This window comes from Planococcus sp. TJ-301 (assembly GCF_058268475.1).
The window spans coordinates 635,781-656,144 of record NZ_JBZDOH010000001.1 but is presented as its reverse complement, the minus strand read 5'-3'; the positions used below and the strand labels follow the sequence as shown (position 1 = coordinate 656,144).

The 20,364-nt window shown below is 45.0% G+C and carries 25 protein-coding genes; 15 read left to right on the top strand and 10 right to left on the bottom strand.

The window, feature by feature from the left end; translation table 11 throughout:
- Nucleotides 1–18 precede the first annotated feature (18 nt).
- Nucleotides 19–1,356: a hemolysin family protein gene (locus AC4EHJ_RS03335; RefSeq protein ID WP_490974172.1), complete on the bottom strand. Its 1,338-nt coding sequence runs from the start codon at nucleotides 1,354–1,356 to the stop codon at nucleotides 19–21.
- Nucleotides 1,357–1,537: 181 nt separating this feature from the next.
- Between AC4EHJ_RS03335 and AC4EHJ_RS03330 the strand changes: the two genes are divergently transcribed.
- Nucleotides 1,538–3,136 (top strand): amidohydrolase, encoded by a 1,599-nt coding sequence (locus AC4EHJ_RS03330; protein ID WP_490974171.1) that lies wholly within the window; start codon nucleotides 1,538–1,540, stop codon nucleotides 3,134–3,136.
- Nucleotides 3,136–3,348: a hypothetical protein gene (locus tag AC4EHJ_RS03325; RefSeq protein WP_490974170.1), complete on the top strand. Its 213-nt coding sequence runs from the start codon at nucleotides 3,136–3,138 to the stop codon at nucleotides 3,346–3,348. The genes AC4EHJ_RS03330 and AC4EHJ_RS03325 overlap by 1 nt, the downstream gene beginning before the upstream one ends.
- 100 nt (nucleotides 3,349–3,448) lie before the next feature.
- Here the strand turns inward: AC4EHJ_RS03325 and AC4EHJ_RS03320 are convergent, their stop codons facing one another.
- On the bottom strand, nucleotides 3,449–4,249 hold the full coding sequence (locus tag AC4EHJ_RS03320; protein WP_490974169.1) for a TIGR00266 family protein: 801 nt from the start codon (nucleotides 4,247–4,249) through the stop codon (nucleotides 3,449–3,451).
- A gap of 176 nt (nucleotides 4,250–4,425) precedes the next feature.
- Between AC4EHJ_RS03320 and AC4EHJ_RS03315 the strand changes: the two genes are divergently transcribed.
- Nucleotides 4,426–4,683: a hypothetical protein gene (locus AC4EHJ_RS03315; protein ID WP_490974168.1), complete on the top strand. Its 258-nt coding sequence runs from the start codon at nucleotides 4,426–4,428 to the stop codon at nucleotides 4,681–4,683.
- Nucleotides 4,684–4,726: 43 nt separating this feature from the next.
- On the opposite strand, the gene AC4EHJ_RS03310 is transcribed toward AC4EHJ_RS03315, so the two are convergent.
- Nucleotides 4,727–5,371, bottom strand: a complete 645-nt coding sequence (locus AC4EHJ_RS03310; RefSeq protein ID WP_490974167.1) for an SDR family oxidoreductase — start codon at nucleotides 5,369–5,371, stop codon at nucleotides 4,727–4,729.
- 408 nt (nucleotides 5,372–5,779) lie between these two features.
- On the opposite strand from AC4EHJ_RS03310, the gene AC4EHJ_RS03305 reads away from it, so the two are divergent.
- Nucleotides 5,780–6,790, top strand: coding sequence for a S66 family peptidase (locus AC4EHJ_RS03305; protein WP_490974166.1), 1,011 nt, complete (start codon nucleotides 5,780–5,782; stop codon nucleotides 6,788–6,790).
- A 15-nt stretch (nucleotides 6,791–6,805) separates the two neighbouring features.
- Nucleotides 6,806–7,303: a GNAT family N-acetyltransferase gene (locus AC4EHJ_RS03300; protein WP_490974165.1), complete on the top strand. Its 498-nt coding sequence runs from the start codon at nucleotides 6,806–6,808 to the stop codon at nucleotides 7,301–7,303.
- A gap of 22 nt (nucleotides 7,304–7,325) precedes the next feature.
- Here the strand turns inward: AC4EHJ_RS03300 and AC4EHJ_RS03295 are convergent, their stop codons facing one another.
- From AC4EHJ_RS03295 to AC4EHJ_RS03275, 5 genes are all read right to left on the bottom strand, one after another.
- A complete protein-coding gene (locus tag AC4EHJ_RS03295; protein WP_490974164.1) occupies nucleotides 7,326–8,339 on the bottom strand; it encodes a PQQ-dependent sugar dehydrogenase in 1,014 nt (337 codons plus the stop codon).
- A 98-nt stretch (nucleotides 8,340–8,437) separates the two neighbouring features.
- On the bottom strand, nucleotides 8,438–8,755 hold the full coding sequence (locus AC4EHJ_RS03290; protein WP_490974163.1) for a hypothetical protein: 318 nt from the start codon (nucleotides 8,753–8,755) through the stop codon (nucleotides 8,438–8,440).
- 18 nt (nucleotides 8,756–8,773) lie between these two features.
- Nucleotides 8,774–8,983: a hypothetical protein gene (locus tag AC4EHJ_RS03285; protein WP_490974162.1), complete on the bottom strand. Its 210-nt coding sequence runs from the start codon at nucleotides 8,981–8,983 to the stop codon at nucleotides 8,774–8,776.
- Between the two features lie 363 nt (nucleotides 8,984–9,346).
- Entirely contained in the window at nucleotides 9,347–9,736 is a 390-nt protein-coding gene (locus tag AC4EHJ_RS03280; RefSeq protein WP_490974161.1) for a ribonuclease HI family protein, read from the bottom strand.
- A 2-nt stretch (nucleotides 9,737–9,738) separates the two neighbouring features.
- Nucleotides 9,739–10,428 carry a queuosine precursor transporter gene (locus AC4EHJ_RS03275; protein ID WP_490974160.1) on the bottom strand — a complete coding sequence of 230 codons (690 nt, stop codon included), beginning with the start codon at nucleotides 10,426–10,428 and terminating at the stop codon, nucleotides 9,739–9,741.
- A 144-nt stretch (nucleotides 10,429–10,572) separates the two neighbouring features.
- Between AC4EHJ_RS03275 and AC4EHJ_RS03270 the strand changes: the two genes are divergently transcribed.
- Nucleotides 10,573–10,770, top strand: coding sequence for a zinc-finger domain-containing protein (locus AC4EHJ_RS03270; RefSeq protein ID WP_490974159.1), 198 nt, complete (start codon nucleotides 10,573–10,575; stop codon nucleotides 10,768–10,770).
- A 153-nt stretch (nucleotides 10,771–10,923) separates the two neighbouring features.
- Here the strand turns inward: AC4EHJ_RS03270 and AC4EHJ_RS03265 are convergent, their stop codons facing one another.
- Nucleotides 10,924–11,130: a cold-shock protein gene (locus AC4EHJ_RS03265; protein WP_490974158.1), complete on the bottom strand. Its 207-nt coding sequence runs from the start codon at nucleotides 11,128–11,130 to the stop codon at nucleotides 10,924–10,926.
- Between the two features lie 163 nt (nucleotides 11,131–11,293).
- On the opposite strand from AC4EHJ_RS03265, the gene AC4EHJ_RS03260 reads away from it, so the two are divergent.
- The 4 genes from AC4EHJ_RS03260 to AC4EHJ_RS03245 all read left to right on the top strand — a co-directional run bounded on the left by AC4EHJ_RS03260 (nucleotide 11,294) and on the right by AC4EHJ_RS03245 (nucleotide 15,409).
- On the top strand, nucleotides 11,294–11,926 hold the full coding sequence (locus AC4EHJ_RS03260; protein ID WP_490974157.1) for an HD domain-containing protein: 633 nt from the start codon (nucleotides 11,294–11,296) through the stop codon (nucleotides 11,924–11,926).
- Nucleotides 11,923–13,806: an ABC-F family ATP-binding cassette domain-containing protein gene (locus AC4EHJ_RS03255; protein WP_490974156.1), complete on the top strand. Its 1,884-nt coding sequence runs from the start codon at nucleotides 11,923–11,925 to the stop codon at nucleotides 13,804–13,806. Before AC4EHJ_RS03260 ends, AC4EHJ_RS03255 begins: the two co-directional genes overlap by 4 nt.
- 27 nt (nucleotides 13,807–13,833) lie before the next feature.
- Nucleotides 13,834–14,967: a conserved virulence factor C family protein gene (locus tag AC4EHJ_RS03250; protein ID WP_490974155.1), complete on the top strand. Its 1,134-nt coding sequence runs from the start codon at nucleotides 13,834–13,836 to the stop codon at nucleotides 14,965–14,967.
- Nucleotides 14,968–15,103: 136 nt separating this feature from the next.
- Nucleotides 15,104–15,409 carry a hypothetical protein gene (locus tag AC4EHJ_RS03245; protein WP_490974154.1) on the top strand — a complete coding sequence of 102 codons (306 nt, stop codon included), beginning with the start codon at nucleotides 15,104–15,106 and terminating at the stop codon, nucleotides 15,407–15,409.
- Between the two features lie 112 nt (nucleotides 15,410–15,521).
- On the opposite strand, the gene AC4EHJ_RS03240 is transcribed toward AC4EHJ_RS03245, so the two are convergent.
- Complete coding sequence (locus AC4EHJ_RS03240; protein ID WP_490974153.1) at nucleotides 15,522–15,764, bottom strand: hypothetical protein; 243 nt, start codon at nucleotides 15,762–15,764, stop codon at nucleotides 15,522–15,524.
- Nucleotides 15,765–16,194: 430 nt separating this feature from the next.
- On the opposite strand from AC4EHJ_RS03240, the gene AC4EHJ_RS03235 reads away from it, so the two are divergent.
- The 5 genes from AC4EHJ_RS03235 (at nucleotide 16,195) to AC4EHJ_RS03215 (ending at nucleotide 20,352) form a co-directional block, all read left to right on the top strand.
- Complete coding sequence (locus AC4EHJ_RS03235; RefSeq protein ID WP_490974152.1) at nucleotides 16,195–16,629, top strand: hypothetical protein; 435 nt, start codon at nucleotides 16,195–16,197, stop codon at nucleotides 16,627–16,629.
- A gap of 484 nt (nucleotides 16,630–17,113) precedes the next feature.
- On the top strand, nucleotides 17,114–17,551 hold the full coding sequence (locus tag AC4EHJ_RS03230) for a BrxA/BrxB family bacilliredoxin (protein ID WP_490974151.1): 438 nt from the start codon (nucleotides 17,114–17,116) through the stop codon (nucleotides 17,549–17,551).
- A 2-nt stretch (nucleotides 17,552–17,553) separates the two neighbouring features.
- A complete protein-coding gene (locus AC4EHJ_RS03225) occupies nucleotides 17,554–18,327 on the top strand; it encodes a class I SAM-dependent methyltransferase (protein WP_490975609.1) in 774 nt (257 codons plus the stop codon).
- 329 nt (nucleotides 18,328–18,656) lie between these two features.
- A complete protein-coding gene (locus tag AC4EHJ_RS03220) occupies nucleotides 18,657–19,250 on the top strand; it encodes a YpjP family protein (RefSeq protein ID WP_490974150.1) in 594 nt (197 codons plus the stop codon).
- Nucleotides 19,251–19,407: 157 nt separating this feature from the next.
- Complete coding sequence (locus AC4EHJ_RS03215; protein ID WP_490974149.1) at nucleotides 19,408–20,352, top strand: thymidylate synthase; 945 nt, start codon at nucleotides 19,408–19,410, stop codon at nucleotides 20,350–20,352.
- Nucleotides 20,353–20,364 lie beyond the last annotated feature (12 nt).

Below are 20,364 nucleotides of genomic sequence, written 5' to 3'. Positions count from 1 at the left end.
TAAAAGCGGGGGTTTTGCTTATTTTTTTTCTTCTGATTCACTTTCAATTGATTCGGATGTTTCTTTGCGTGTCAGTTGGACAGTGATGATCTGGTGGTTCTCCATTTCGATAACGGTAATCGTATGTCCGGGCAAATCGATCGATTCGCCTTCGTTGATTTCCGTGTTCTTCATCTGGACCCAACCGCCGATGGTATCGACATCTTCGCTGTCATCAAAAGAGATGGCAAATCGGTCTTCCAAATCAGATAGCAGCACGCGGCCGCTTAATAGATAATTATGAGCATCAAGCGCTTTGATTTCATCCGCTTCGTCCTCGTCGAATTCGTCGCGGATCTCACCGACAATCTCTTCCAGGATATCTTCCATCGTAATGACGCCGGCAGTACCGCCATATTCGTCAATGACAATCGCCATATGCACTTGCTGGCGCTGCATTGTCAACAAAACGTTTTGGATGGGTGAACCTTCTACCACAAAGGGAATGTCATGAACATTGACACTTTCTTTTAAATTATTGTTCATCGAAAATTTGGTGAGCATTTCTTTGATGTTGACAAAGCCGATAATGTCGTCCTTATCGCCATTTTCGGTTACCGGATACCGTGTGTATTGATGTTCACGGACGATTTCCATTAAGTCGTTATGGTCCATTTCAAGCGAAATCGTTTCCATTTGAGTCCGCGGAATCATGACATCTTTGGCCTGGCGTTCATCAAAAGAAAAGATGTTCTGCATATACGACAATTCGGTCTGGTTGATTTCACCGCTTTGATAGCTCTGGTTCATGATGATTTTCAATTCTTCTTCCGAATGTGCTTGTTCATGTCCTGCAGGCTCAACGCCGAATAAGCGCAGCAGCAAGCGGGCGGAACCATTCATCAGCCAGATGGCAGGATTCATGATTTTACCGAAAATGATCAGCGGACGGGAAAAGAACAGCGCCATTTTTTCGGAATACTGGATGGCCAAAGTTTTAGGCGCAAGTTCGCCCAGTACAACATGCAAAAACGTGATGCCGGTGAAAGCGATGGCAAAGGATAGGACCGATGCCGTTGGTTCGCCGATTCCATAGTTCTCGAACACCGGATGCAGAATGCGTTCCACAGTCGGTTCACCAAGCCACCCAAGCCCGAGGGCAGTGACGGTGATGCCCAATTGGCACGCAGACAAATAATAATCCAGGTGTTCCGAAATTTTCTTAGTCAGCACTGCGTTTTTATTGCCTTCCATAATCAATTGATCGATCCGCGACTGCCTCACCCGAATCATTGAAAACTCCGATCCGACGAATAACGCGGTTAATGCAATTAATATGGCCACCAAAAACAAATTTAAAATAAGTATACTGTCCAATTGTTCCCTCCGGCTAGGAGGGTTCACCTCAGCTTTCTAAAATATGGACTTAATTATAGCATATTTTACCGCTATTTTGTCGCACTGGCAAATTGCCTTAACTTTTGTGCTATTTAGAATCAATGTTGTTGAATACGAGCGTCTTTGGACTTATGATTAAGAGTAGAAAAGGAGTGACATCATGAAAACCTTATGGCATGGAGGCATTATTTATACAATGGCGTCGGAAGGAGAAACCGTTGAAGCGGTGCTCGTATCGGGCGGAAAAATAGAGCAGATGGGTTCTTATACTCAATTGAGGGGCAAGGCGGACGAGGAAATCGATTTGCAGGGGAAAGTCGTTTATCCGGGTTTTGTCGATAGCCATATGCACATGATCGGCCACGGGGAAAAGTTGCTGCGGGTGGATTTATCCAAAATCGAATCGGCTGAAGAAATGAAAACAGAATTGATTCGTTCGACGCAAAACCTTGCGGAAAACGAGTGGTTTATTGGAGAAGGCTGGAATGAAAACAATTTCGCAGACCGGAAAATTTTCCACCGCGACGAATTGGATGAGATTTCTACATCGCCGATGCTGCTGAAGCGTGTATGCCGCCATGCCATCTTAGCAAATTCCAGTGCACTTAAACTGGCAGGCATCACAAAAGATACGCCAGATCCGGAAGGCGGCGTCATCGTCCGTGATAATGACGGCGAACCTACAGGATATTTGTTGGATGCTGCGCAAGACCTCGTTTCAAGCCAAGTGCCGGAAGTGAGCGTAGATTATCTGACGACAGCGTTAAAAACTTCTGTAGAGGATTTGCTGTCGCTCGGCTTGACCGGTGCCCATACGGAAGATATGGGCTATTACGGTGATTACAACCGCCCGTTGCAGGCGTTTAAAAATGTAATCGGCGGGCCCTTAAAATTCCGGGCTCATCTTCTCCGAGCCCATAGCGTATTTGAAAACATGATGGAAACGGCTGACTACAATGAACCATTTATTGATCCTGGCGCGATGAAGATATTTGCGGACGGCTCAATCGGCGGCAAAACGGCATTGCTCAGCAAACCTTATAACGACGATCCAGCAACGAGCGGTGTGGCGATTCACAGCGACGATGAGCTGAAGCGTCTCGTCGGAATGGCGCGCAAACACGGCGAAGCGGTTGCTGTCCACGTGATTGGTGATCTTGGAATGGAAAAAGCGCTTGACGCGATTGAAGCCCATCCTGTCCCAGCAGGAAAAAGGGACAGGTTGATCCATGCCATGGTGGTGCGGGAAGATTTGGTCGAGCGCATGCAAAAACTGGATGTTGCGTTGGACATTCAGCCAAGCTTTGTGACTTCAGATTTCCCATGGGTCGTTGAACGGCTTGGCGTGGAGCGCATCAATTGGGCATATGCCTGGAAGAGCCTGCTCGACAAGGGGCTGATTTCAGCTGGCGGGTCGGATGCACCAATCGAAGAAGTCGATCCGCTGCTCGGCATTTACGCAGCGGTGGCGAGAAGAAAGCCCTATGAAACACATGAGGGCTATATGCCGCACGAAAAGCTTAGCCGCTTCGAAGCGATTCAGTTGTATACAAGCGGCAGCGCAGCAGCAATCTGCAAAGAACACGAACGCGGACGGATCCTGAAAGGGTTTGACGCAGACTTTACAGTGTTGGACCGGGATCTGTTTGCAGGAGAACCGGAACAAATCGTTGAAGCGAAAGTAGAAATGACAATTGTTGCGGGTGAAGTGATGTATATGAAACAAGCAGAAGCTAAACAAAAGGAAAGGATGGTTTGATGGCAGCGACACCATCAGCGATTCTCGACAGTTTGGCGGCAGCCGAAAAATCAGGTGTAGATATGGCGAGCCCGAAAGCGGTTGTGGATTTTATGCTTGCACAAGGAGAACGCCAATCGATCTTGTATTTCTATAAGCCGAATAGTGTCGAATTCGATTTTGACAAATTTACAGGCATTGTAGAAGAAATGCAAACGCGTAAGGAACAATAAAGGTTTCTAATATCAATGAAATAGCGATGTAAAAGAATAAGGGCAGTCCGCGAAAGTCATTTTAAGACTTTCACGGACTGCCCTTTGTGCGTGCGGAATTTTATTTGCCGCCCAGTATATTGAATAAGCCTCCGGCGATGCTGCCTTCACCTTGCGAGCTGCCGGCAGGATTTTGGGGTGCAGCGGCAAAAACGCGGCTCGCCAATCGGCTGAAAGGCATTGATTGGATCCAAACACTGCCAGGTCCGCGCAGCGTAGCAAAAAACAAGCCTTCACCGCCAAACAAAGCGGTCTTAATCCCTGCGACCCGTTCAATGTTGTAATCCACATCAGCCGTCATGGCGACAAGGCAGCCTGTATCGACCCTTAGCACTTCGCCTTTTTGGAGGTTTTTCCGGATCAGCGTTCCGCCGGCATGGACAAAAGCTAAGCCGTCGCCTTCGACTTTTTGCATAATAAAGCCTTCGCCGCCAAAAAAGCCGGCTCCGAGTTTTTGCTGCAATTCAATGCCGATGGAAACGCCTTTGGCTGCTGCTAAAAATGAATCTTTTTGGCAAATGATCTTGCCGCCGAGCATGCTCAAGTCCATGGCGATAATTTTGCCAGGATAAGGAGCGGCAAAAGAAACATGGCGTTTGCCCGTTCCATTGTTCGTGAACGCAGTCATGAACAAGCTTTCACCGGTCAGTACACGTTTGCCGGCACCCATCAACTTGCCCATGAGGCCAGAGCCGCCTGAACTCTTAGAACCGTCGCCGAAAATGGTCTCCATCGTGATGCCGTCTTCCATCATCATTAACGCGCCAGCTTCCGCAATCACCGTCTCAGCAGGATCAAGTTCCACTTCGACAAACTGCATGTCGTCACCGTGTAATTTGAAATCGATTTCGTGGTTATTCAATTTGCTTCCTCCTCAAGATTTCTTTTTCCATAATTGTTATACGGTCTTTATAAGCTAAAGGTTTCGCCAAATATCATTAAACTCCTGCAATGAAACTGTCTTTCGAGAGGGGCACTTCCGATTGCTTGCGAAATATGCTAAAATTTAGACAAACCGTTCAGGGATGGGGAAAAGTTATGGAAATGGCGTTATCATTATTAATTATCGCGGTGGCGATTTTTGCAGGTTATTCATTGAAAAAGTTTTACGACAAGCCTTATATCGTGAATTTCGCTTTGGCGACAATGCTGCTGCTGATTGTTCTTCGTACGGTGCTGTTGCAGCCAATCACTTCGCTCGGGTGGGCAGCGATCATTATTTGTACCGTAGCATTCGTGTTCCAGGCAGTTCTCGGAATAAAGAGCTTAAAAGCAAAGCCACACGTACAGGCATAGAAAAGACGGCCCTTTCTGTAAGTAGAAAGGGCCGTCTTTTGGATTATAGTTGGCTTAGGGCATCTTCAATTAAGGTGTCGCCCGAGATGATTTCGAAGGTTTTATTGAACACATGGACATTGTCGAGTGAATGAAAAAGGACCCTTGCAACATCTTCGCGCGGTATCGGACCAGATTCCAGGCTTTCCCTCGCCTCGATGAGTCCCGTTCCTGGATTATTCGTCAAGAGCCCCGGCCGGATGATTGTGTAGTTCAAACCGCTAGCGCGGAGAATGTTATCTGCGTGGTGTTTAGCGACATAATAGGGGGCAATTTCGTCTCCCCAAGATTCGCGTTTGTCGGCATGGATCGCGCTGACCATTAAAAAGCGGTCAGTTCCGGTTTGTTCTGCGGCTTCAATCGATTTGGCCGCGCCGTCCAAGTCGATCAGCAGCGTCTGGTCTGCACCGGTATCACCTCCGCTGCCTGCAGCAAAAACGGCAGCATCGCAGCCGTCCATGGCTTGGGCGATATCATCGACGCTGTCTTCGAGCGACGCTAAAACTGTTTGGACTCCAAGGCTATTGAAAAAGCTGATTTGGTGCTGCCTTCGGATCATTGCTATTGGCGTATGAGCGGTGCTGTCAGCAAGCAATTTGACCAGATGCCTGCCAATTTGACCGTTCGCTCCTATCACTAATATCTTCATCTGCTTACAAACCTCCTCGCTGAATATCTTTTAACTGATATACCCTTCATGGCGGGGTGTAAGCGAGCGATTTTTAGGGTTTTCAAAATAATAAAAAAATTTCTGCACAATCTGCGGCACTTTAGTATAATATAACTAATCTACTTTTTTTCAATTATAGTTTTAGGAGGAATTTGATGGAACCCCGCCGCATAAGGAAAACAGGGAAAATAACGAACGAACTCCATTCATCAGGGCTTTCGTTAGGTGTGTCACAAATGGATGTAAAAAAGCTTGATCGAAAGCCAAGTGTAATCTGGGACTTCTTAACCCAATCGTTTTTATTTTTGCTGGGAGGACTAATCCTCTGCGCACTGCTTTATGGACTCATTTATTTTACATAACGGAAGATAAGGGAGGAGCCGTAAAATGATCATTTACCCAACATTATCCAAGCAGTCGATTGGAGTGACGGCGCCATCATCCGGTGTTGCTCCAGAAATTCATGATACGCTGAAACAATCAATCAAGCGCCAAGAACAACGAGGCTTCCAAGTCACAGTCGGCGAAACTGCTTGGACGCAGGCATTGGCCAAGTCGGCTCCGGCAGAGACTAGAGCCGCCGAATTAATGGGAATGTTGACCGACCCTTCAATAGATATCGTCATGCCGCCATGGGGAGGGGAATTATTGATTGAAATTCTGGAATTCATGGATTTTCAAAAAATCCCCCCAAAATGGATTGTCGGCTATTCGGACATCAGCTTATTGCTATTGGCGATTACGTTAAAGACGGGTATTGCAACTGCCCATGGCTTGAATTTCGTGGACTTGAGAGGACCAGAAATGGATGCCGTAAGCGCGAAATGGCTCGAGGTGCTTCAAACAAAACCAGGAGAAAGCGTCGAGCAGGTTGCTTCCCAAAAATTTCAGTTGAGCTGGGACCATGAAAATCCATCGCCTGTCGTTTTTCATCTGACCGAAGAAACACAGTGGAAAACAGTGTCTGGTGAAACGGAACATATGGAAGGCCGATTGCTGGGAGGCTGCATCGATGTGATCCGCCATCTTATTGGCACGCCATACGGTGATGTCGAAGCTTTCCGTCAGCAGCACATTCCCGGAGAGCCGGTCGTCTGGTACCTGGAGAATTGCGAAATGAATATCGCTGACATGAAACGATCGTTAACGCAAATGAAATATGCGGGCTGGTTCTACGGCATATCTGGTATTGTTTTCGGAAGAAGCCCGGCAAACGAGCCGGTAAATGGTTATACAGCCGAAAAAATGTACGCGGATCTTTCAGAAGAATTGGGAGTGCCGATCATCTATGATATCGATTGCGGCCACGTGCCGCCGCAGCTTACATTTATCAATGGTGCACACGCGCTAATCGAAGCGGGCGGCGGAACTGGAAAAATGCTATTGCAATTCACATGAAAAGGGGCGACGGCCATGGAAATCCGGAAATTGACTGTTGCAGATGCGAGGGACTACAGGGATCTTCGCCTAGAGGCATTGGCAAACGACGGAGATGCATTCGGAGCCTCGCTGGAAGATGCGCAAAATGCTCCGCTGTCAAAAACAGCTGACCGGCTGGCTGGCGCCAATGCGATAACGTTCGGCGCTTTTCTAGAAGGCAAACTGGCAGGCAATGTCACGCTGTCGCGGGACACAGGAACAAAGCTGCTGCACCGGGCATCGGTCTACGCCGTTTACGTGACACCGTCTGCAAGAGGGAAAGGCATCGCGCATCGATTGATGCAGGAACTGATCGAAGCCGCTTACGCCATTGAAGAAATCGAACAATTGTATTTGGCGGTGTCCTGTGGAAATACAGCCGCTTTGAAGCTCTATGAAAATTTAGGTTTTAAAAAATACGGAATTGATGTGCGGGCGATGAAAATTGGCAACCGCTATATCGATGAAGAGCTGATGATTAAATTCCTATGAAAAAAGCGCCCAAACGGCGCTTTTATTCATTGCTGAGCCTATATAATTTGTCATCGCCTTCAATCGGTGTTCCGCGTCCGTCCGTATTATTGGAGATGAAATAAATATCCTCCCCGTCAGAATAGACATCGCGTACCCGTCCAAAGCCTTCAATGGAGTCAGTTACTTCGCCAGTTTCCAGATCCATAACCTTTACAGCAGTGCCGCGGAGTGCAGCGATGTAGAGCTGCCCATCTTGAATGGCCAGTCCGCTCGGCGCCCACGTATCATTAGAACCGGTTGTAAAATAAGGGGAAACCAGGCCATCCTTGGTTTCTTCGCCTTCGATGAGCGGCCAGCCGTAGTTATCGCCTTCATTGATAATGTTAATTTCATCATTTGCTGATTGGCCGTGTTCAGAAGCGTACATGTCAGCGCCGTTCCAGGCAATGCCTTGAGGATTTCGGTGGCCGCTGGAATAAATCGAAAATTCATCGTTGTCATTCAATTTAAGAATCTTGCCATTGACTGATCCCATATCCTGGGCGAGGTCAGGTTCAGAAGCATCCCCGACCGTTGCATAAAGGGCGCCGTCTTCATCAATTTCCAGTCTGCCGCCATGGTGGACATTTCCAGTAGGGATGCCTTCAATCAAGACATCGGTTTCTTGCCAAGCGTCGCCATTGAGCTGGAAGCGGGCAACTTTATTGAAAGACCGGCCATCCCGATCATAAACATAATAGCCGTAAGCTTGGCGGCTTTCTTCAAAATCATTCGCCAGAACAAAACCGAGAAAGCCAGCTTCAGCGGCATCCGACAACGGATCGGAGAAATTTACTTGCTGGTGCGCCACACCACCTTCCGCATCCACATGGGCGACAGTACCTGGGCGTTCCGAGATATAAAATTCATCATTGATTTTATTGATGGACCATGGGGAATCCAAACCTTGTGCAATCGCCTCAGTAGGAGCAGTCGCTTTCTCGGGATTAGCAGGAGCGTCATTGCATGCAGCAAGAAGTGCAACGGATAGAAAAGGCAAAACTAATTTCCTCATAACAAAAACCTCCTTTTTTCCATCATAAGGGAAGAGAGTTTGAAAAGGTACTGATATGGAAAAAAGGGAATAATTGGCAGATAAACGACAAAAAACCGTCATTTCGACGGTTTTTTCCTGTTTTGCATAATTTCCGCAATCACAAGGCCGATTGTCACGGCCAATAAGATATTGATGATCTGTGGATTAAGGTATTGGTCGCGGAAAATGAATGTGACAGTCAGTACATAAAATGCAGCTTGTGTAACTTTCGCGTAAAGCGGTACGCCATCTTTCGGATAACGCACCCTGACAAGCTGAAACATCAAAAACGATAACAGCAGAACCAAGAAATGCGGCCAGTACAGATTATCAACAATATTATTGACCACTAAGTAAATTACGATAGGTACAATGTAAAATAAAACCGAATGCAATAGAATCACCTTTTCAAGCTATTTTTTCGGGTTGCGCTGCTGGCGCGCGGAAAGCGCCAAGTACAGATTATAAATCGAAAATACGATCGCAAGTGAGATTATGATGATGGAAATTACCGGGTACACAGAAACTCCACGCTCCATAATTTCAATGATGCGGGTATAAAGAATCCAAGGTCCGATTACTAAAATGAAAATATCGAGTACAATTCCAATTTTTGATCTCATAATTTTCCCCCATTTAATTCAACTGTTTCAAGTTTACCAGACTTTCTAGAAAGCGTCTGCCAAAAACTAGTGCTATATGAAGTTAACTTTATAATGAGGGATGTAGGCTGATATAGAGCAAAACAGCTCCGAAGAGATTGACCCAAGAATTGGGAATACCTTTGCGACGAAGCATGCAGAGCTGCAATGCACTTTCATGTCTCGAAGCTAGCGCAGTGATACAGAGACAGAGACAGAGACAGATACTGAAGGTTTCTTAGCAATGAGACGAGTGGGTTTTTTAGGCTCATTGTGAGCCCTGCCCAAAACGACCGTAGCTAATTTCAATGTCATCCATTTTGGTTCGACTTATATCAGGAGCCTTCACCTATGAGAGCGCAGCTCGATCCTTGCAAGATCATCGGCAGCACGGTTTTGGGAATCGGGAATCCATTTGATAAAACAATAATCAAAATGCGTCGCCAGTTCCAGCGCTTGTTCGAGGAGCGGTTTGAACTTCGCGTTTTTCGTAAATTCGCGTTCAAATGCATCAACTGTAACTTGGGAATCGGATTTGATGGACACCATCCCGGAAGTCAACTCTTTCGCCATTTCCAATCCGATGATCAAAGCAGCAAACTCCGCTGTATGGTTGTCCATTTCTCCGAGATATCGGCTTTTTTTGAGAAGCTGCCCTTCGCCTCTGATAAAAATCCCGGCGGCACTAACTTTCGGGTCGCCGGCAGTCGCGGCATCTACAAAAACTTCCAGCATAATTACACCTGCTTTTCGTCAATTGGTTGGATCGCTTTCGCCATATAGCCGAACGGTGTAGCGAGTACAGTCACGATGAATTTTAGGATATACGTCGAAATGAATATTTGCAGCCAAATATCGAATGGGAAAACGCCATAAAACGCAATGCTTGTGAAAATGAGCGTATCAATCAATTGGCTGATTAGCGTGGAACCGTTGTTGCGGATCCAAAATTGGCTGTCTTTTGGAAACACTTTGCGGATTGCTGAAAAGATGATGACATCTATATGCTGGCTGGCGAGATAGGCAATCATGCTGCCAAGCGCGATTTGCGGGACCAAGCCGAAGATAGTGTGCAGCGAGCCGTCCGCGATATCGCTTTCCGCTGGTATGAATTTCAACCCGAACTGCATTACAATAACCATGATAAGCAGAGAAGCAAAGCCGAGCCACACTGCTTTGCGGGCGTCTTTTTTGCCGTATTTTTCATTCAATATGTCGGTTGCCAAGAAAGTGGAAGCATATAGGCTATTGCCGAGCGTCGCGGTCAGCGCTAAAATCTCGATGGTCTTTGTCACTTGGATATTAGCCAGAACCGTGGAAATGGCCACCCACGCGAACAAACCGGTTTTACCGAAAACCTTATACATGATGAGCATAAGGATGAAATTGATCATGGCGAAGCCCAATCCTAAAAATTCGTTATACAATGATGGTCCTCCTTAGTTTTGTTGAGGCGGGAGTTTTCGAACCGCCGCAAAAAGTGAAATTATCCTTTGCTAGTATAACTATTGTTGCATTAAATGACAAATCAGTAGTAAAATAAACGAACGGCAATTTAGAGGGGTGACAGCTTGAACAAGCTTTCAATTATTAACGAGATTGACGGCATGATGGAAACCTATTGCGAAGGGTGTTTCGTACGCAAGCAAATCCGTAAAGAGCAAGGCAAAACCGCCGCTCATCGTTTTTGCATCAGCAATTGTTCCGTCGGCTCTCAACTGCAATTTTTAGGGAATGAATTAAACAAAGTTGGCACTGGCCATAAATGATCGACCGGCAAAGCCGGCGGCGGAATTATCCGCCGCCGGCTTTGATGCGGGTAGAGCTTAGGAATAGACCATAGTAAAGGGGACTTGCGCAAGAGCACAAAAAAAGAGACCAGGTGGAATTCCGCAGGTCTCTAAAGCAAAAAGCTATTATGTTTAATTGGTGATCTCGACCACATTTGCTGCCTGCGGACCACGATTGCCGTCAATAATTTCAAAAGACACGGGTTTGCCTTCTTCGAGTGTCCTGAATCCGTCACCTTGGATGCCAGTAAAGTGGACGAAGACGTCATCACCATTATTGTGTTCAATAAACCCATAACCTTTTTCTGAGTTGAACCATTTAACTTTGCCCTGGTGCATGCGCGTTCCCCCTATTATTGAGTCTTGCCGTGGCACCATTAAAAAACCTTTTAATGGATGGCTATACTATACATTAAGCATGCCAAATCGTCAATGCGCCGGGAAAAGAAAAGCGAACAGTAATGAATACCGTTTATAATAGAAGAAAAGGGGCTAAAATTAGATGCAGAACGTAATCAGCGAGTGTGAACAAGCGGCACGAAAAATATACGATTTATTCGACGCCAGCCATGACTGGCAGCATATCGAACGGGTAAGGAAAAATGCAGAAGCTATACTGGAGCAAGAAACTGCGGACGAGTTCCTGATTGACATAGCAGTGCTGTTGCATGATGTTTCTGACCCGAAATATACGCGCGATGGGGAAGATCCGGAAACAGAGATTTTGGATAATCTGCGTCTTACGGATAATCAGAAGCGAAGTATAAAAGACATAATCCGGTCGGTTTCCTTTAAAGGCGGAAACGGCATACCACCCTCAACCATTGAAGCGGAAATCGTCCAGGACGCTGACCGTTTAGATGCCATAGGGGCCATCGGCATTGCGCGTACATTCGCATACGGTGGCGCAAAAGGCCGCAAACTATACGATTGGGAAGAAAAACCGCGCAGTGAAATGACCGAGGAGGAGTATCGTTCGGCTCCGACGAGCAGCGCAACTCATTTTTACGAGAAGCTGCTATTATTGAAAAATAGTATGAATACTGCTGGTGGGAAGCAGATTGCTGAAGAACGCCATCAATTTATGCTATCCTTTTTAGAGCAACTAAAAAAAGAAACGGATGGGAATAAATGAGCCACTTAAATATTACGAACTTAACGAAGACAGTTGGAGCGAAAACGCTCTTCAAAAATGTTGAATTTTCATTGTATCCAGGTGAACGCGCTGGCTTGATCGGCGTCAACGGCACCGGAAAGTCGACATTGATGTCTATCCTCTCAGGTGACATGGAATCAGACTCTATCGTCATGGACCACCCGAAAAAATACCGCATCACTTATTTGATGCAGGAACCGGAATTTGACGAATCGTTGACTGTGCTTGAAACCGTGTTCTCAGGCGATTCGCCGATTCTGGCTTTAAACCGTTCATACGAACAGGCATTGAAAAACATGATGGCAGATTCCAGTTCGACTCAATTGCAGGATGAATTAATGAAAATCCAGGAAGGCATGGAGCAGGACAATGCTTGGGATATTAATGCTATGGCGAAAACAGCATTGTCCAAACTGGGAATCGACATGTATGATCAGCAAATCAGTGAACTGTCAGGCGGCCAGCGCAAGCGTGTTGCTTTGGCGAAAGCGTTGATCGAACCAGCTGACTTGATCTTGCTGGATGAACCGACCAACCATCTTGACGCCATCTCCACGGAATGGCTGCAAGAGACTTTGCTGCGCATGAACAGCGCTATGTTGTTCGTTACGCATGACCGCTATTTCCTAGATGCCGTCTCAACGCATATTTTCGAACTTGCTGACCAAACGCTTTATACGCATAAAGGGAATTACGGCGACTATTTAGAGAATAAGGCTATCCGCGACGAAATGGCTGCTTCTTCGCAGCAAAAATTGGAAAACCGTTTCCGGTCCGAGTTGAAATGGATCCGCCGCGGCGCGAAAGCCCGTTCAACGAAGCAAAAAGCGCGCATTCAGCGGTTTGAAGAGATACAGGACAGCGTCCAAAAAGAAAACGACAACACGTCGCTTGAACTATCCATGCAAAGCCAGCGCCTTGGCAAGAAAATCATCGAGGGCGAAAATGTGGGCATGTCATTCGGTGACAAAGTCATTTTTCGAAATTTCAATTTCCTTATGCAGGGCGGAGATCGGATCGGCATTGTTGGTCCTAATGGCGCTGGTAAATCGACTTTGATGAAAATCCTTGCGGGTGAATACCAACCGACGGAAGGAAAATTGGAATACGGCAGCACCGTTAAGATTGCCCATTTCACACAGCATCTTCCTGAGATGGACGAGTCTCAGCGGATGATTGAGTATATCCAGGAAATTTCAAGTGATTACGAGGCGGCTAAAGGCGTTCGTCTTTCCGCCACACAAATGCTTGAGAGATTCTTGTTCCCTTCGAATGGCCACGGCACGCAGATCGGTAAATTGTCAGGCGGCGAGCGCAAGCGGCTTTATCTGCTGAAACTGTTAATGGAACAACCGAACATTTTGCTGCTCGATGAGCCGACCAACGATCTGGACATCCAGACGCTTTCGGTATTGGAAGATTTTCTTGAAAATTTCCCAGGACTCGTTATCACGATTTCCCATGACCGCTTTTTCTTAGATCGGATTGCAAGCAAATTATGGACGACCGGCTCAGGAGAGATTTTGGAATACCAAGGTTTGTATTCCGATTTCATAAAAGAGAAAACAGCTCCGATGGAAATGGCGGCGGCACAGCCGGCTGTAGAACAACCGGAAACCCCTAAGGCTCCGGTGGAGAAAAAGAAAATGACTTACAAAGAGCAGATTGAATACAAAAAGATTCTTGAAAATATTTCAGGAGTGGAAGCGAAAATTGAAGAGCAGGAAGGAAAGATGGCTGCGGCCGGCTCTGATTTTGAAAAACTGGACAAACTAACTCAGGAAATCGATGCATTGACCGAGCAATACGATCAGTTAATCGAACGCTGGACATACCTTCAGGAACTTGCGGAGGCATAAATCCTAAAACCAGGAGGAATTTTTTTCATGAAAATCAAAATGATAGAACCTACACCTAGCCCGAATACGATGAAAGTGATTATAGATCAGGAGCTGCCGTTCGGCAAAAGCCATAATTATACTTCTGCCAATGTGCAGGGTGCTCCAGTTGAAATCGCCCAAATCCTTGAAATCGATGGCGTTAAAGGCGTTTATCATGTAGCGGATTTTTTGGCAGTGGAGCGGAATTCGAAATTTGACTGGGAAACTATTTTAGCGGAAGTCCGCCGTGCATTCGGTGAACACAGCAAGGCTGTGGACGAAGAAATCAGCATCGACGAGCATTTCGGCGAAGTCTACGTCCATGTGCAGCAGTTTAAAGGGATACCGCTTCAAGTAAAGGTTTTTGACAATGAATCTGAAAAGCGTTTCGCTATGCCTGAACGTTTTATTCAAGCGATGAATGCTGTGATGGATCCGACTGAAGAAAATTACTTGCTGCAGCGGAAATGGGCCGATTACGGCGTACGCTACGGCGAAAAAGAAGAAATTGGCCAGCATGTTGTAGAAGAAATCGATGCTGCCTATCCGCAGGAGCGCCTTCTTGAAATGGCAGGCGCACAAACATCAGGGGCAGCGACTGCATTTGTCAGAGGCCGCAAAGTAAGCCTTGAAGAATTTGATGTGCCGGACTGGGAAACACGTTTCCAGCTGCTGGACCAGATGGCGGAAGGAGAACTTGACGATGTCCCATTGCTTGCGAAAGCATTGGCAGATGAAAAGATGTCCATCCGCCGCCAAGCAGTCATTTTCCTTGGCGATATTAAAGACAAAACGGTCGTCCCATATATTGGGCAGGCTATGAAAGACAAGAGCTGGGCAGTGCGAAGGACTGCCGGTGACACCATCAGCGATCTTGGCTTCGAGGAATTTGAGCCTGTCATGGCGGAAGCTTTAAAGGATAAAAACAAATTGGTGCGCTGGCGTGCAGCAATGTTTCTTTATGAAAGCGGAACAGAGGCTTCTCTTCCCGCACTTGAACATGCAGCGGGCGATACGGAGTTTGAAGTGAAACTGCAAGTGAAGATGGCAATCGCGCGGATTGCTCAAGGGGAAGACGCTAAAGGCTCGGTGTGGAAGCAAATGACCGAAGCGCGCCAAGCGATGAAAGAAGAAAAGTGAAGCAAAGGGCCAGCGGCGTACCATCAGCCGCTGGTTTTTATTTTTCCTTAAAGGTTTTCAAAGAGGGGGAAACAGGGAACTGCTTTGTATATTGATAAACTTGGCAAGCGCAAATGCCTAAGAGGAGGAAATTATTATGAGCGGAAATATTTATTCCATCGAATTATTGCATCAGGGAAAATACGATTCATGGGATTTCGGCAGCGACAACGAAAGGGACCAATTTTTTGGAAAGGTTAAAAAGCATTTCACAGGTAAAGAACTCAAGGAAGATGCAGCAACCGATGATACAAGGATTGTCCAATTATCTGCGACAAGCCTTGAAATGGATAAAGCCGGATTGGACCAAAAGATTCCATATGTATGGTATGAAGGGGATCTTTTTGAGGAAATGCTCGGCTTTATCAATGAACAATATGCCGAAAAGAAGAGTGGTAAATGAGTTAATAAGCTGGCGGTTACTATTCGGTGGCTTTTCATTTTTTTTCGGCAATGCAATTGTAGAGAAATGCAAGGAAAATAACGAGTAAAGAATAAAAAAACTCCTGAAAGATTCAGGAGTTTGTAGAATATTGGTTCGAGTTGATTGCCCGGTCGATTGCCGCGGCTGCTTTTTCAATGCAGGTGAATTGTTCCACTTTCTGCTCTTCATAGAAAGTGATTTCAAGGATATTGGTGTTTCTAATGCATCTAGCTGTAATAACAGCATCTTCACCTTTACTGAAAGTTTGGGTGATATTAACCGTGTTGTAATAATGTACAGTCTTGAGCATTTCTTTTATGCTATCTAATGACATTTTACATTCTCCTTTCCGGAATTGGAAAGCTGGTATGTAGATTATGATGCATATTATTTTCTATAACATACCACATAGAATGTCAAAAATCTGCTCTATTTTTAAAAAAACATAAAAATGTAATACTAATTTCAGAATATTCGAAATAAAGATTTCTTAGGTCGCAATCTTTTATGGTATTTAGCAAAATTGAAGAAGATAATAGTGATAAACATAAGTATATCCAAGAGCTAATGCAAGCTGCAAAAAATATTGAAGCTAACATTGATGGGTAAATGAATTTATCCCAATACTCTATAGAATTGTTTATGAAGAGGTTATGAAAATGTAAGCTCATCAATTAGTAGCATTTCTTCGGAGATATTTATTATTTTGAGAAGGATAATCCTTTTTTTATGTTGAAAGATACTTGAGAAGGAAGTGAGTTGTAATGTTCACAAAAGAAAATGAACGGGAAAGAATTGAAGAAATAGTTAACTACTATATATCTGAAAAAGGTTTTGACAGTTTCGATGTTCGCAAAACTTTTGAGGAAATTTTTGGAGAAGGTATGGTTTCTTACATATACCCAAAAAACCTTTTTGAAGAAAACTTAACAGATGCAATTTTTTATGTTTTTCACATTAGGTTTATTTCTGAAGTTAGAAGAAATTCAATGCAGTATGAAATCCAAACATATCCACTGGACATTGTTGAGTTAAAATATATGCGTCCTGGACACATTGAGTATTCGGCTGTAAAACTTGAATTGCATATGAATCATGGTTTAATATTTACTCTTGATTCTGGAGAAGATAATAGCGAGTCTTTGAGAAAATCCTTCACAGCTATCATTCAAGAAATCTATAGCCATCTTATTAAGTAATCAAACGCTTCCAATTCAAGAGGCTTTTTTTCTTTGTCTAAAAAGTGAATAGCAGGAGAGTGGGGGGGGAAAAAGATATTTAATGGGAAGCTTAGGGACTGGGTAGCTGAAGAGGGTTGAATATCACTTAGAGAATGAACAAGATAGAGTATGATAGATGAACGGATTGCCCACAATCTGGCATCAGTCAGTCAACACTCGACGATTGGAAGAAGTATCCAGCCATTTTGGACACCCTAAAAAAGGCAATAAAAGTCGTGGATCGTCAATTAGAAAATGTGCTGCTGAACCATGCTCTGGCTATTTTGCGAGGAGAAGACATAAAAAAAGTGTACCCATATTTTTAAGAAACCATATAAAAACTAACATAAAACTCATATTTAAAGCGGCAAATTATGAAACTCTGCGGTACTTAAGTTAGAATGAGTAAGAAGAAACACTCTATACCAAGTGGAAAAGATAAAATATGAAAGTAGGCGAAAACATGAATGCATATGATGAGTATATGAAAGGCATTGTAGTTCCGATGCGCCAAGAGTTGGCTAGTGAAGGGTTCAAAGAATTACTGACGGCAGAAGAGGTTAATAGTTTTATGGCTGAGGCGTCAGGTACCAGCCTAGTTGTCATCAATTCAATTTGCGGCTGTGCCGCTGGACTCGCGCGTCCTGGGGTAATTGAAGCGTTAAAAGGAACTGCTGCAAAGCCAGATCACTTGGCGACAGTGTTTGCTGGGCAAGATAAAGAAGCGACCGAGCAGATGCGCAGCTTTTTTGCAGAAGTGCCGCCTTCATCACCATCTATTGCCGTGATAAAAGATGGCGAATTGGCTTATTTCATCCCGCGGGAACAGATTGAGGACCATTCAGTTGAACATATTTCCAGCCATTTGACGCAAGTGCTGGATCAGGTAGCTGCACAGTGAAAATGATTGCCACAACGGCTTACCGGCCTAACGGTATAACCGATCGGAATGCCGCGCAGGCGGCTAAAGATCTTGGCATCCCGTTTGTCGTCCGCAATAAGCGTTCCATCGAAAAGCTCCATGCCGAAGAAAAGGCGGATGTGCTTGTGGCTGCAAAGGAACGGCTTGAGTTTTACCCATTGGGCGAAACGGAGCCGTTCTTTTTTCATCCGAGTTCATCTGCATTCCGTACAAAACGCCCTATCTATCAGGATCCATTAATAGAGGTGTCGGGCATGGAACCAGGAGATTCGTTTGTCGATTGTACATTGGGCATGGCGTCTGATGCAATCGTCGCATCGCAGTTTGTCGGAGCTGGGGGCAGTGTCACAGGTTGTGAAAGCAATACCGCATTCGCCTATATCGTCGGCAAAGGACTAAAGGAATACACAGCTATGCCGCATTTAGCGGAAGCCATGAGAAGGATTGATGTGGTGCCGGGAGATTCCGTAAGCTATATCGCCTCTCTGCCTGATAACGCCGTCGATGTTATTTACATGGATCCGATGTTCACCGATGAAATCAGTGAATCCTCCAATTTCAGACCAGTCCGCACTGCAGCTGACACAGGCCAGTTGACGAAGCATTGGGTAGATGAAGCGGTTCGTGCAGCAAGGAAAAGCGTCGTCATGAAAGCGCATTTCCGCTCCAGTGACTTCGAGGCATTCGGTTTCGCCCGGCGCGTGCGCCCGAATACGAAATTCCATTACGGCGTCATCGATTGCCGAAATAAATAAAAAGGACGAAAGAAGATGAATTCATCCTCTTTCGTCCTTTTCAATTCTAATAATGTTTGTACTTCCCATTGGGACAGGAAGATAGATGGAAATTAGTCAGTGAAGCTTAAAGATGTCAAATATCCAATTAAAAATAATAGTCCTAAACCGATAAGCAATGAAGCATCCATGGAATTTTCCTCCTTTATTTCGAAAAAACAGAGCTAAATGATTAACTTTATTGTACAATGATTTTCAAGAAGATGAAACCTTTACTGATGAAAAACGTATAATAAAGCAAAAGCATTTGTCAAAGTTTTATAAAATGTTCAAAATTGAAGGTGATGCAGATGAATAAATGGTGGCAGAAGTCTTTGATAATTGCAGTTGCCGTGCTGACATTGGGTGCAATTCCTCCGAGCCATATGCTTTGGGAATCACTATTGGATGACAAAGCGCATAATGATTCACAGCCTGCACAGGAAAAAGATAAACAAGTTCTTTATGATTGGATCGATCCCGGCGAATTTTATTTCGCAGATCCATCCATTCTTCATACTGTACATAAATCTGCCGAAGAGCAGGCCTATTTGAAATTCGGCAGCCGCATCGGCCCGATCATTGGCGAAGAATTCCAGTCTGTAATCTTGCCGAATATGCAGCAGGCCATTGACATGCACTTGGCGAAATTCAGAAACTCTGAATTGCAAAAACTCGCAATTTCAGAAAAACCTTCTGGCGACCATTCGGAAAAGATTTTTCACATTTATGACATTGATACCAATAAAGATGCGATTCGGTTCCATGTGAGAACTGAGAAAAAGCCGCAGGAAGGCTATTTCTTTAATTTCCATTATCATGTAGCGGAAGATAATTTCCAGCAGCACATAACATTGGGTGACATCTACTGGTCTAAAGACACGCCGCCTAAATGGCTCTCGTAAGAAAAACTTGAAAAATGAACGGCTTTAGATGAAAGGTGGCACTGATCCAATTGTGGATCAGCGCCGCCTTTTTCATATTTTTTTCAATGATTCTCTGCGAAAAGGATTTTTATAGGCATTTTTGTTATGATTAATATAATATTGGAGGCGACTTAAAATGGAACAATATTTGGATTTATGCAAGCATATTTTACATAAGGGAGCATTGAAAGAAGACCGAACGGGCACTGGGACAAAGAGTGTTTTTGGCCATCAGATGCGTTTTGATCTGGCTGAAGGTTTTCCCTTGATGACGACGAAAAAAACGGCGTTCCGGTTGATCGCTTCCGAGCTGCTTTGGTTCATAAAAGGCGACACGAACGTAAAATCCCTTATAAAAGAAAATAATCATATTTGGGATGAATGGGCGTTTGCGCAATGGGTTGAAAGTGCAGATTATAGCGGTCCGGATATGGTTGATTTTGGGCGCAGGGCGAATACGGACGCCGAATTCGCAGCACTTTATAAACAACAGATGGTCATTTTTCAGGAAAAGATCATGAACGAAGCCGGTTTTGCGGAAACATATGGAGACCTTGGTCCGGTTTACGGCAAACAATGGCGCTCATGGGCAAAGACCGATGGCGGTACAATCGACCAATTGAAAAATGTTATTGACTCCATTAAAAAGAATCCGGATTCCCGGCGGCATATTGTGACTGCCTGGAACCCGGAGTTTATAGAGGACATGGCGCTGCCGCCATGCCACATCATGTTCCAATTCTATGTGGCAGATGGCAAGCTGTCTTGCCAACTATACCAGCGAAGTGCGGATGTGTTTTTAGGGATGCCATTCAATATTGCTTCGTACGCTTTGCTGACTCATCTTATTGCGAGGGAATGCTCGCTTGCTGTAGGCGATTTTGTTTATACGACAGGCGACACTCATTTATATTCCAATCATTTGGAGCAAGTTAACGAACAATTGTCGCGTTCGCCAAAAGCTTTGCCGAAGCTGAAAATAACGGCAGATGAAAAGTCCATCTTTGAATTGGAAGTGGGAGACATTGCAATCGAAGGGTATGATCCGCATCCACGCATTAAAGCGCCGGTAGCGGTTTAAAAAGCAACCATT